Genomic DNA, 12,753 nt, shown 5'->3' with positions numbered 1-12,753 from the left:
ACACAATGACAGATTTTTTGCTTACAAATGACGTAAGAAAACCTTGCTACTACTGGGTTTATGACATCTTATGTAAGTTCATAAGAGTATTTCTGCTAAACTGATTTCTATTCTGGACTGGCCTATGTATTAGCAAAAAAATAGTCCGCCACCAGCTAAAGCCGGGGCGGACTAAACCATTCATGCAAACTGCTCAAATAGAACGATAACAGCTCTTGTCTTTTTAACGTCTTCCTCCACCCATATAACGCTTGGAACGCGGAGGACCCAGTATTTCTGCCCAGATCACGCCTCTCCGCAGGTCAGCCGCAGTTACTGTACTACGCTCCTGCGGAGCTCCCTCTGAGGCATCTGTAATCTCTCCCGACTCCCTTGCATTGGATATGCGGTCGAGACGTGCCAAAACCGATCTACGCTCTTCTTCCATGGCCCGGATTCGATCCTCCAGAGTAGAACCGTTATCCAGGGAATCCCGATTCGTCTGTTGCTCTGTTTCCGTCCAATCATTCATTTGTTCTTCCATACGCCGAGCTTCCATAACTACACGTCGTTCATCAGGAAACTGACGCTGCAATTCTCCGGCAGTATCCTGCCTTTGCGGCTGACGTTGCTCCTGTCTGTGTTCCGTAGAGAAAGGTCCGGAGGGTGATGAAGGACCGCGAGAGCCGTGGTCGCCACCAAACGTAGGCATGCCCTTTCGCGGCGGCGCTTTTCTCTCTGTGCTTTTCATGCTTTTGCCCAAAAAAGACACCAACGCAAAGCCGATCACAATCAGGATATACAAATGCTCAAAAATCCAGCTCATAAAGTTCATAACTCACCGCCTTACTGCCGTAATTCATCGGCTATATCCCGTTGTTAATCCCGGTTTTTGTTGTCATTTCCCGAGTTTTCATTCGGTTTGCCCAAGGAGCCGCGCATTTGCGTATCTGCCTCAATATTTTTCAAATTCATATAATCCATAACGCCAAGTTTTCCGCCACGCAGCGCCTCAGCCATCGCCAGTGGCACTTCGGATTCGGATTCAACCACACGCGCTCTCATCTCTACGACACGCGCCTTCATTTCCTGCTCCTGCGCCACGGCCATTGCACGCCGTTCTTCCGCTTTCGCCTGCGCAATCCGTTTATCAGCTTCCGCCTGCTCGGTCTGCAGGAAGGCACCAATGTTTTTACCTACATCGACGTCCGCAATATCAATGGACAAGATTTCAAACGCCGTCCCGGCATCCAAACCTTTGGATAGTACCGTTCTCGAAATGGAATCCGGGTTCTCCAGCACGTCCTTATGCGAATTACTGGAGCCGACAGTCGTAACAATACCTTCACCGACCCGCGCAATAATCGTTTCTTCTCCGGCACCCCCGACGAGTCGATCAATGTTAGCACGCACTGTAACACGAGCCTTAACCTTCACTTCGATACCATCCTTGGCTACCGCAGCGACAGTAGGTGTCTCAATGACACGCGGATTAACGCTCATTTGGACCGCTTGCAGAACATCCCGACCCGCAAGGTCAATCGCAGCTGCGCGTTCAAATTCGAGCGGAATGTTGGCCCGCTGCGCAGCAATCAGCGCATTGATCACTCGGTCTACATTACCACCCGCCAGAAAATGACTTTCCAGCTGGTTGATGTTTAAGCCCAGACCAGCCTTGGTAGCCTTAATCAGCGGATTCACAATCCGGCTTGGCGTTACACGCCGTAATCGCATAGCCACCAGTGTAATGATGCCAATCCGCACCCCCGAAGCCAATGCCGAAATCCACAGCATCACCGGGAAAAAACTAAAAAATACACTTAACACAATAATGGCTACAACGGCAATCAGCAAAACGCTGACAATACCCGATTCGAACACTCGCATCATCCTCCATTAATCTAATTCTTCGTTTGTTAGCATGTTTCAGACGCTGGTGTCCGACTTGACCACAATGCGTCCTCCTTCTACTTTGGATACGATAATGGGCATATCCGTAGCGATAAACTCGCCGTTCGTCACGACGTCCACACGTTCGTCAGCGATAAGCACGGTTCCTGCTGGACGAAGCGGTGTCAGACTCACACCTCGCTGTCCCAATAGCACTTCCCGGTTCACAACCGAAGAAAAGCCCTGGTCAGCCGTCAAGCTTTCTTTAAGTATAAAACGGTTCCATATTCCCCGATCCTTGAAAGCAATCCCTATGATTGCCACCACAGCAACGGCAGCAGCAAAGGCTATACCCAATGATATAAAAGCATGCTGCATGTTGTAGGCCGCGCGAACAACTCCGGCGACAAGACTGATGGAACCTAAAATACCCAGAATACCAAAGCTTGGAATGAACATTTCAAGTATAAGCAAAGCCAGACCGATGATAAACAACAGCCACGTCTCGGAACCTGCAAAGCCAGCAATATAATTGCCGAAAAAGTACAAACCAAATCCGAGCACACCTAAAATTCCTGGCACTCCAAAGCCAGGTACGAGTAGTTCAATGACAACCCCTGCGATACCGATAAATAAAAGCAATGTCTGTACAATCGGGTTGGTCAATATCTCGGCTGCTTTTTCAGCCCATGTCCGCTCCACGTGAAATACATCATCCGTGCTATAGCCCATCCACTGGATAACTTCTTGTTCTGAAGAGGCGATGTGATCCGCATAGCCCAGTTTAAGCGCTTCCTCGCTGGTTAAAGAAATGATCTGACCTTTTTCTTTATTAAAGTTCAGCTCCGGTATAGCTACAGCAATTTTGGAGTCTACCATACCTCTCGCAATATCCGGGTTACGTCCGCCGGATTCTGCAGCAGATGCCATGCTGCTCTTCCACCAAGCCACCGTTTTCGGGTCAGTGATAGCTTGCCCTTTGCCGTCCACCAGTGCTGCTGCTCCAATGATGCTGCCCGGCTTCATAACAATTTTGTTTGCGCTTAACGCAATATAGCTCCCCGCAGAGGCCGCTTCGCCTCTTACATAAGCTACGGTCGGAATCGTGCTGTCCTTAATCAGCTTGCCCAGCTTTTCCGCCGTGTCTACACGTCCGCCTGGCGTATTAATATCCAACACAATGAGGCCCGCTTTGGACTCCGCCGCTTCTGTAAAGCCGCGTTCCATAAAACTGCCCAGTCCCTGCTCAATTTCCTGATCCACCGGTATAACAAACACAGCACCGCCTTTCACAGCGGCCGCCGCTGATCCCGAATGGAATAATGGCAACAGCAAAACGGATATCATGATCCACATGGTCCAAAAGATCATTTTGCGGCTGGAGTGGTGATGTTCTCTATGCATTACTCTCCCCCCTTTCGATCTTTCTATGTTATAGCATATCAAATTTTGTCAGGTAAACCATACAGTTTTCAGGATTTATTGTGAAATTCTTGAGTATGTTGCTAATCCTGATGGCTGTCATGTACTTTACGTACCCGATGGACATCACGTTTCAAATGATTATAGATAACGCTTACAAAAAAGGCCCTCTTTATAATAACAGCAGCCTAAAACAAGCGCGGCAGATACAGAAATAACACCCTCTGTAAACAGAGGGTGTTGCGCTTTCCTGTTTGTCGCAGGTTTATTGCAGAAATTGCTGAACCGCTTGGTTCACGAGCTTACCGTCAGCGCGGCCTTTTACCTTAGGCATCAAGGCCGTCATTACTTTCCCCATCTCGGCTTTTGAAGAAGCACCGGTTTCCTGGATGGTCTGCTGTACAATAACTTTAATTTCTTCTTCAGAAAGTTGTTCGGGAAGGTACTGAGCGATGATCTCTATTTCTGCTTTAGTGCTTGTCGCAAGTTCATCACGACCGGCTTTTTCAAATTCATGGAGGGCATCTTTTCGCTGTTTGATCTCACGACTCAGAATATCAAGCACTTCGTTGTCGTCCAAATCCCGTTTCAAATCTATTTCAAGATTTTTAATCGTAGAACGAACCATTCGAATGGTGGAGAGTTTGAACTTGTCCTTACTCTTCATTGCTTGCTTCATATCTTCGTTCAATCGTTCGCTCAAATTCATGATTGCTTAGATCCTCCTAGAACTTTCTCTTACGAGCAGCCTCGGACTTTTTCTTGCGCTTTACGCTTGGCTTTTCATAATGCTTGCGTTTCTTCACCTCAGCCAATACGCCATCCTTAGCAATGGAACGTTTAAAGCGACGAAGTGCAGCATCAATTGTCTCGTTTTTGCGAACTTTAGTTTCAGACACCAGTTTTCCCTCCCTCCGACCAGACCGTCCAAGAGCAATAACACGGTTCATCAAATTTTATTATAGGTGAAACGGAAACCGGGTGTCAACCTATAAGAAAAAATGAATAAATAAAGGATACATATTTCTCCATTCACGCCGTATTACCGAAAGACAAGCACTGTCATTTTTAAGAATGTGAGTCCGAAATACCCGTCAAGGCACCTAATGGGGCACCGCCCAGTAGATGATAATGCAGATGTCCCACCGCTTGCCCGCTATCCGGACCGCAGTTGTTAATCAACCGATAACCGGATTCAGCGATACCCAGTTTTTTCGCCACCTCAACCGCAACACGATGAATCTCCGCAATCAGAGGAAGATCCTCTTCCGTCACAGCATTCATTGAAGGAATATATTTCTTCGGAATAATGAGCACGTGTACTGGCGCCGCAGGCTGGATGTCATGAAATGCAAGCACATTGTCGGTTTCCAGCACTTTTTTGCTGGGGATCGTTCCATCCACAATTTTCAAAAACAAATCGTCCATTCAAAACCCTCCTTTGGCAGTGAGCCGATCGTCAGGTTCGAAAGTGCAGAACCCATGCTCTCGGCATTCAAAGTTATGTATTTCCCACAACCGAATTAAACATATACAGTTATGGTTTGTTATACCTATGTTTCTATATGTATCATAACGGAAAAAGGGGCTTAATACCAGTTCCCTCTTCCCGCTTCTTCTATAATAGCTTTTACCCCTTCATCAATTTGATCCGGCTGAGCACGCGAAATACTGATGCGTAAAAACTTTTCGTGTTCCTTATAATCGGATAAGTAAAATCCTTTACCGGATACCACCAGCACCTTCCTCGCGGCAAGACGCTGTACCAAACGCTCCATGTTCACCGTCCGGGGTAGCTTCAACTGCATATACACTCCCGAGCTTACAGCCGACACTTCAATCACCCCGTCCTGATTATATCGCTCCACTGCCTGGTTTAAAATGCGAATGCGTTCCGCATACAGGCTGCATATCGTGTGCTTGTGGCGTTCATACATTCCATTTTTAATATAAATATCAAGTGCGGCTTGAGATAAGATGGAGGTGTCGACGTATCTTTTGTATGCGCTGAACGTCTTTAAAAGGGTTTCCGGCAAAACCGCCACGCCTAAGCGCAAGCCGGGGAAAATGATTTTCGAGAAGCTTTTCAAATAAATAACACGGTCTGTCTGATCGTACGCATATATAGGATCAAACAGGTGGTCGATTCCCAAATCAGCCATGTAATCATCCTCCACGATGAACACATCGTATTTGGCAGCTAATGCGGCTATAGCCTTGCGTTCCTCTGTGTTGTAGGAGGTCCCCAGTGGATTATGATATCTTGACATGGTATAAAAAAACTTGATGCTCCCGTTCTTAAATTGGTTCTCCAATTCCTGCAAATCCATACCTGCCGCTGTTCTGGCGATGGTGCTGACGGGTATACTCTCTCCCTCCAGAAAACGCAAATAAATATCGTAGCTCGGTTGCTCCACCAAAACCGTCTTTTTGCCGTTTGGAAACGGCATTTTTGCAAGGATTTCCAACGCCTGCTGAACACCAGAAGTGACGATAATCCGCTCCATTTTTGCAAATACCTGATTATCGGCCAAGTGAGAAACAAGCGTATGACGCAATGTCTCCAGTCCTTGCGAATCTCCGTAGGTGAACAGATGATATTTGTACGTATCAATGGCCTGATTCAGACAGTGCTGAAAGTCCAGATACGGAAATACGTTTAAATCCGGGGAGGCCGAAGCGAAATCAATCGAGGCCTGAATATGGCTACGGCTATGACGCAAATCTCCGGAGTTCTCCACCACATAATATCCGCTTTGCGGAATGGAATAGATGGCGTGTTTTTTTTCAAGTTCGGCGTATGCCCGCAAAATCGTGCTTTTGCTGCACCCGTACAACTCTGAAGCATCTCGGATAGAAGGCAGCTTCTGACCCGAGATGTATTGCCCCTCGCGGATTTTAAGCTCTATATCCGATAAAATCGAAAAATATTTTTTCACAATGATCCTCCTGCCTGTTTATTTCACTTCCTACTTCTTTATACGGTTGATATTAACATGCTTTATGGATAACAAGGATGCCCCATTTTATAAAATTGTACCGATACAGTTATGATAATTTGATATCCCACAGGCTCGTCCATTGTTGTACCTTTAGTTCATCGGAGAGGACGTTAGTGTATGCCCATCCCATGGATACGCTGACTTATCGGTTTGCGGCTTCTTTTATAGTTCTGTCGATTCCGGTGGCCTTGGGGTGGGTCAAGTTATCTTATCGGGGCAAACCCATATTTAAAGCGCTGCTGCTGGCTTTGATGTACCCGTTGGGATTTTTCACGCTACAAGCATTTGGATTACAACACGCAACTTCCGCTGAGGGAGGTATTATGTATGCCTTCACACCCGTTGTAACGATGATCATTGCTTCACTATTTTTAAAAGAAACAACGACCCTTTTACAGAAGCTGTCGATCTTTTTATCTGTGTTCGGCGTTGTGTTCATCTTTATCATGAAAGGGAGCAGCTTTAGCTTGTCCAATTTGGGCGGGCTCTCCATGCTGTTCCTGACGTGTGTAGCTTTTGCCGGATACAGCGTTTTGGCACGCTCTCTGTCGAAGCATTTTAGTCCGGCGGAAATCAGTTATTTTATGATGGGCATCGGGTTTATTACGTTTTTGGTCGTATCGCTCACGAAACATATTCAAGGTGGAACGCTGAGCCAGTTTGTCACATTGTCCGGCAACGGCATTTTCGTACTGTCCATTATATATCTTGGCGTGGTGGCCTCGCTTATCACTTCACTGACTGCAAATTATGCTTTGTCCAAAATAGAAGCATCGAAAATGAGCGTATTTACCAATCTGTCGACCATCGTGTCTATCGCAGCCGGGGCTTTGTTTATTGGCGAAGAAATAACAGTGTACCATCTGATTGGCTCGTTACTGATCATAGCCGGGGTGATCGGAACCAATTATTTGGGCCGGAAAAAGACAGTACCGCTTCGTGCAGACACGCTTAAGACGTAATCGCTCATAGAGAAGTGAGCTGGAAAAGAATGATTGTCGAGATAGCTGAGGGCATGTTATGAGGTAGGTGGCAGGCTGAGATTAGATTTGGAATGACATAGATCAGGATTTTGCAAAATCCTCAGGTAAAAAAAGAGGCTGTTTCTTCTTGGCGGAAGAAGCAGCCTTAAGTATGTCATGATGACCACACTATGGCGATTAAAAAGGCAGGGGTTTAATAATAAGGGAGCAGGCTGATTGCGGTCAGCGCAGCAAGCGGCAGGATCAGACGGTTAAAGCGCCGACGTCCATATGGGAAACCATATCCGTAGCCTATGCCGGGTACCGGGGCTGGGTACGGATATGGCGGGTAGGATGCAAAGCCGCCGTAAGCACGGGAACCGCAGCCGCAGTTGTTAGGCGGATAAGGAAGATTTACGTTCTCTGCTTCACCCACGGGAACTGCCAAATATAATTTTTCATCATCCACATGCTCCACAATTCCATCATACATCGTTCCATCCTTCACCCATACGCATACGTAGCGGTGCATATGCTGTTGACATAGCGTTTTAGCATCCATTTTTTCTGGTGCAGTCCCTTTTTCGTTGGTCATGCTTTTTTCCATGGTTGTTTCCTCCTAGGCTCTTGCATGTATACCGTATGTTATTCAAAAATGGGCTATGTGCTACATCAAATTGGGCGAATTCCGGCTTGCAAACAAAAAAAGAAGCACCCCGGAGGCTCTTGGTAGAGCCCCTCTGAACGGACGTATGACGGGAAGTTTCCTTCCGCAGCATACGTCCGCCGGGGTGCTGTATGATTAACTTGTCGGCTTAGCTGTATTATAACAACACTTTGAAACTGTATCTGTGATCTGTATCACGTCGCTTCAAAATGTTTCCATAACCACGCGGGAGCCGCCTCCAGCCTGCTCTGCGGGAAGAACGACCAGCTTGCGCGGCAGACGGGCCCGCAGCTCGGGCACATGGCTGATCACGCCGACTGACAGTTGATCGTGATGCAGCTTTTCCAGCGAGGTGATCACCGTGTCCAGCAGTTCAGGGTCCAGCGTTCCAAAGCCTTCATCCAGAAAGAAAAATTGCAGCGGGTATTGGCCGCGCAATTGAATCTGGGCCGACAGCGCGAGTGCGAGCGACAAGGAGGTCAGGAACGTTTCACCGCCGGACAAGGTCGATACCGGACGCTTGACTCCGCCGTTGGCATCGTCACTAATGACAAAGCCACCGCTGGAGTCTACCTCTAGCGCATAACGCTGCTTGGTCAGAAAACGTAAACGGCGTGAAGCCGACTGACTGACTTGCATTAACTGCTCCTCGGCAATGTATTCCACGAAAGCGTTGCCCCGGAAAACGGACTGGAGCTTGGACATCTTTTCTGCCTCGCTGCGCAAATGAGCGCGATTGGACTCCAGCTCCATCCAGCGGACATGCCGATGCTGCAAATCCTCCAAATCACGCTCAGCCTTGGCACGATTTTGAAGCGCCTCTTCGTCACGTGTACGGCAATCACGCAGCTGGGCTGCGGCCGTTTCCCACTGTTCCTCGGTCACTGTTGCTCCATCCAGCTGTTCTTCCACATGCTTTAAACGGGAGGACAGCTCTTTTTCACGTTCCCGGTGCAGACTCGCTGCACGTTCATAACGTGCAGCTTCCTCCGGCCCGAGACAGCATTCCACGACCTCTGCTTCGGTAGCAAAAGGGGAGGCTTCCAGACGACTGCTCCAGCGGGACTCCGATACCTGCCGTCTTTCTTCTGCCGAATCAGATGCCTGCCGGGCAATCAGCGAAGCATGAACGGCTTGCTGCTTGCGTTCCTCCGCTTCAGCGCGGCGGCGTGCGGCGGCTTCGGCTCCGTTTCTCAGTCCTCGAAGGCGCGAGTTCGCTTCTTCCAGCAAGGAAGCCGCAGGGTCTTCTCCAACCCACTTACGAAGCTGGACCATTTTTTCGCGCAGCGAGTCATCTTTATTCTGGAGTCCGGTACGACGGGCAATAATGATTTTGTCTTCCTCGATGATGCTCTGCTGGATCTGCTGAACACGCGCCGCCTTCTCTTCGAGGAAGGTCACGCTCGTCTCCAACCGGGACCGCAGCTCTTCCGCACGCGTATCGCGCTCCTGCATGGCGCGATAACGCTTCGCGGCTTCGCCCAGCGCCACGTCCGGCAGCTGCGCTGCCCATTCGGCGCGTAATGCCCCGCTGCGCGTGGTGCATGCCTCGCGCTTGCTCCGCGCCTGCGTCAGCGCTGCGACAGCCGCCTCTTGCTCGGCAGCTGCGCGGATACGCCGCTGCTGTCCGGCGGCGTCCGCCTCGCGTAACGCGTGCGCCTCCGCAGGCAGCGCACGCGCACGGGCGGCCAGCTCGGCGGCCGCCTGCTCCAGCGCCGCGCAGCGCTCCGCCCAAGCGGCGGCACCACGCGGCGGCGCTGGAGCGGCGGTGGGCGCGGCCGGCTCGCCCGTGGCGGCCGCGCCGCTGGCGTCTGCGGCGGCGGGCTGCGCCAGTAGGCTACGCTGCTCGTGCAGCTGCTGGCGCAGCGTAAGGCGCAGCTCCTGCAAGCCCAGCCGCAGGCGGTGCAGCTCGTCCGGCGCAGCGGCATCCGCGCCATGGGCCGCGGTGGCCGCAGGCGCGGGGTGGTGCAGCGAGCCGCACACCGCGCACGGCTCGCCCTCGCGCAGCTCGGCGGCGAGGTGCTGCGCGAGGCGGCCTAGCTCTTCGGCGCGCAGCTTATGGCGCAGCTGCTCTTCCTCGGCAGCCAGCGCCGACACATCGGCGGTGACCTCTGCCTCCAGCGTGAGCAGCGCCTCGATGCCCTCAGCCGTCTGTGCGGCAAGGGCGGAACGACGTCCCTCCGTCTCAAGTGTCTCCTGCTCCGTCAGCTTCAGGCGTTCGTCAGCCTGGGCAAGCCTTTGTTCCTGCGTGACACAATCCTGCTCTGCTTCGCGTAGCTGCTCATCCGCCGTCTCCAGTTGTTGCAGCCGTTGCACGGCCTCTTGAAGCATTCGTCGTTCATCTGCACGCACTTCATTTTGCTTCAATTCCTGTTGAAGCTCCTGCTGCCGCTTCGATCCTCGCGCCTGTAGCTCTTGTTCCTTGGCGAGTCCTTCGGCATATGTAGCAAGGGTTTGCTCACTCTGCGCAAGCTCCGCTGCCAGACGGTCCCGTTCTGTCCGCAACGCTTCCGTATCACGCTCCAATTGCAGCGCCTGCTCCAACTGGTCGATTCGAAGCAACAGCTTCGATTCCTCTGCACCCAGAGCTTGCCGGGCCTGCTCGTCTGCTTGCACAGACACAACCGCAGCCTCCTGCGCCGATGTTGCCTGCACCGCCGCTTCTTCCGCCGCCTTCCGGCGCTTATCCGCTTCGGCAGCGGCTTCCTTCCAATCTGTCAGCGCAGGCAGCAATGCCTCGGCTGCGGAGGCCTGACGGAGCTTGCTCTCCAGCAAAGCAATGTCCGGCTCCAATGCCGCCAGTTGTTCCAACTCGTTCCCCCGGCGGCTACGCTCTAGGACCAGCTCACGGATTTTGTTCAACGCTTCCGTCTCGCGCGACACCCGTTCCAGCTCACGGCGAGAGGCCTCTGCATGGGCAAAAGCCTCTTTGAGACGCTGCTCTGCCTGTTCAAGCGCTTCGGCACCCGCATCGCCCAGACCCTGCTGCTCCGCTTCCAGCGCTTTCAGTGCAGCGTCATTGTCCTTCACACGGCGGCTCAGCTTCTGTGCGAGCTGGTCTCCGTACTTTTCCAAATGAAACAAACGCTGCAGCATCTGTCTCCGTTCACTGCCCTTTAAAGATAAAAATTCGGCAAACTTCCCCTGTGGCAATACAACAGCACGTGTAAAGTCGTCCATTTTCAGGCCGATATACTCCTCGACACAACGCGTCACGTCCTGCACCTTGTCAGCAAGAACTTCCTCGCCGTCCGCTGTGAACGCGATAAATCGACTAAGCGTATTATTCACCGATACGCCTCCAGCCCGTTTGAATCGGCGCTCCACACGATAACGACGAGGTCCTTGGGCTGACATCAATTCGAACGTAAACGCAACGGACAGCGTATCCTCGGCATGATTCATAATGCCCTGTGTTCCATTCATCGCCCGCTCCACCTTACCGTACATAGCCAACGTAATCGCGTCCAGCAACGTCGATTTACCACTGCCTGTCGGGCCAAAGATCCCGAATAGTCCGGTTTCGGTAAGCTCATCAAAATGGATTTCCTGCGACTCCCGGTAGCTTTGCAACCCCGCCAATTTCAGAAGAATCGGTTTCATACATCCTCCTCCTCGGCCTGGTCCCTTGCATCATCCTGTTCCACCAACTCCAAAAATAGCTGCACCAATCCGTCATCCGGCTGTGCGCCGCCAGTTTGCCGTTGATAAAAAGCCCGAAACAGCTCGTGAACCGGCAGCTCTGAGCGCTGATGTTCCAGCTGTGCTGCCGCCATTTCAGGATACATCGGGCGGATGTGAATGATGCCTTCACGGCTTTTACGCAGCCGCTGAATATCTCCCAGAGACATCGCTTCCTCCAGCGTAATTTCCAGGTCAATAAAGGCGTCCGCATCCAGCCCTTCGTCCAGCCAGCGATACACCTCTTCCAGACCTCCCCGTGCACGCCATTTCACTAAAGGCCGTCCACTCGTAATGTACAGCTCCTCGACCTGTGCGGGCTTGCCTGCGACCACGTCAATGAGCGTGACTGATTTGGCCTGCCCTGCTTCGGAAAAGCTATAAGCCAGCGGAGATCCGCTATAGCGCATCAGCCCGTCACCCTTCACATATTGGGGACGGTGTAAATGCCCCAAAGCCGTATATTGCGCCCCGATGCTCAACGCAGACGGGTCTACTGTATAGGCTCCCCCGACCTGAATCGGACGCTCCGAATCCGACTCCAGCCCGCCAAGCACATAAATGTGGCTCATGGACAGATTAACGGTATCAGGCCGAAACGCCGTACCGAGCTGTGCCATCAGCATCCCCACACGACGGCTGTAAGCCTCTCGCAACACCGTTTCGTCTCCGTCCTCGGACAACAGCTCATTCAGGCGGGACTCCGAAGGATAAGGCAAGGCTGCGATACATGCCATTTCTCCTGTACGCGGTGTATGAATCCGCACCGCTTCCCCGCTGGGCAGCCCCAGCAACGTAATTCCGCGCTGACTCACTAGCGGCGTAACCGAGGATACCCGTTCCGGCTGATCATGATTCCCCGCAATAACGACCAGCGGTCTTCCTCCAGCCGTTAAACGGGCAGACGTTTCATAAAATAGCTGCTCGGCAGCGGCTGGAGGATTGACCGAGTCGTACACGTCTCCAGCCATCATAATCAGATCTGCCTGCTGATCGTCAGCCATTTTCGCCAATTCTTCCAGGAACGCCTCCTGCTCCTTCAAACGGCTGCGCCCTTCCAGCGTTCTCCCCAAATGCCAATCTCCCGTATGCAAAATCCGCATGCTGTTCCTCCTCTCTCCTTTTCATTTCGTCCATTAAATATTAAATA

Annotated in this window: 11 protein-coding genes; 1 reads left to right on the top strand and 10 read right to left on the bottom strand. The window is 51.5% G+C overall.

Annotated features, from left to right (window positions below):
* Positions 1-223: 223 nt before the first annotated feature.
* The 7 genes from ABH897_RS03925 to ABH897_RS03895 all read right to left on the bottom strand — a co-directional run bounded on the left by ABH897_RS03925 (position 224) and on the right by ABH897_RS03895 (position 6,230).
* Positions 224-814, bottom strand: a complete 591-nt coding sequence (locus ABH897_RS03925) for a hypothetical protein (protein ID WP_283652535.1) — start codon at positions 812-814, stop codon at positions 224-226.
* A 44-nt stretch (positions 815-858) separates the two neighbouring features.
* Positions 859-1,860 (bottom strand): flotillin-like protein FloA, encoded by a 1,002-nt coding sequence (gene floA / locus ABH897_RS03920; protein WP_283652536.1) that lies wholly within the window; start codon positions 1,858-1,860, stop codon positions 859-861.
* Positions 1,861-1,905: 45 nt separating this feature from the next.
* Entirely contained in the window at positions 1,906-3,273 is a 1,368-nt protein-coding gene (locus ABH897_RS03915; protein WP_283652537.1) for an NfeD family protein, read from the bottom strand.
* Positions 3,274-3,556: 283 nt separating this feature from the next.
* Entirely contained in the window at positions 3,557-4,000 is a 444-nt protein-coding gene (locus ABH897_RS03910; RefSeq protein WP_013311146.1) for a GatB/YqeY domain-containing protein, read from the bottom strand.
* Positions 4,001-4,016: 16 nt separating this feature from the next.
* On the bottom strand, positions 4,017-4,190 hold the full coding sequence (gene rpsU / locus ABH897_RS03905; RefSeq protein WP_005547957.1) for a 30S ribosomal protein S21: 174 nt from the start codon (positions 4,188-4,190) through the stop codon (positions 4,017-4,019).
* A 169-nt stretch (positions 4,191-4,359) separates the two neighbouring features.
* Complete coding sequence (locus ABH897_RS03900; RefSeq protein ID WP_014282498.1) at positions 4,360-4,719, bottom strand: histidine triad nucleotide-binding protein; 360 nt, start codon at positions 4,717-4,719, stop codon at positions 4,360-4,362.
* A gap of 161 nt (positions 4,720-4,880) precedes the next feature.
* Positions 4,881-6,230, bottom strand: coding sequence for an aminotransferase-like domain-containing protein (locus ABH897_RS03895; RefSeq protein ID WP_283652538.1), 1,350 nt, complete (start codon positions 6,228-6,230; stop codon positions 4,881-4,883).
* Positions 6,231-6,307: 77 nt separating this feature from the next.
* Between ABH897_RS03895 and ABH897_RS03890 the strand changes: the two genes are divergently transcribed.
* Positions 6,308-7,255 (top strand): DMT family transporter, encoded by a 948-nt coding sequence (locus tag ABH897_RS03890; RefSeq protein ID WP_404591255.1) that lies wholly within the window; start codon positions 6,308-6,310, stop codon positions 7,253-7,255.
* A gap of 214 nt (positions 7,256-7,469) precedes the next feature.
* Here the strand turns inward: ABH897_RS03890 and ABH897_RS03885 are convergent, their stop codons facing one another.
* From ABH897_RS03885 to ABH897_RS03875, 3 genes are all read right to left on the bottom strand, one after another.
* Complete coding sequence (locus tag ABH897_RS03885; protein WP_044645091.1) at positions 7,470-7,862, bottom strand: hypothetical protein; 393 nt, start codon at positions 7,860-7,862, stop codon at positions 7,470-7,472.
* A 264-nt stretch (positions 7,863-8,126) separates the two neighbouring features.
* Entirely contained in the window at positions 8,127-11,525 is a 3,399-nt protein-coding gene (locus ABH897_RS03880; protein ID WP_404591253.1) for an AAA family ATPase, read from the bottom strand.
* Positions 11,522-12,706 (bottom strand): exonuclease SbcCD subunit D, encoded by a 1,185-nt coding sequence (locus tag ABH897_RS03875; RefSeq protein ID WP_283652541.1) that lies wholly within the window; start codon positions 12,704-12,706, stop codon positions 11,522-11,524. The genes ABH897_RS03880 and ABH897_RS03875 overlap by 4 nt, the downstream gene beginning before the upstream one ends.
* Between the last annotated feature and the right edge of the window lie 47 nt (positions 12,707-12,753).

It is taken from the genome of Paenibacillus sp. RC73, assembly GCF_044908085.1.
Classification (GTDB): Bacteria; Bacillota; Bacilli; order Paenibacillales; family Paenibacillaceae; genus Paenibacillus; species Paenibacillus terrae_A.
The sequence above is the reverse complement of the archived record's forward strand: the minus strand, read 5'-3'. Positions and strand labels throughout refer to the sequence as shown.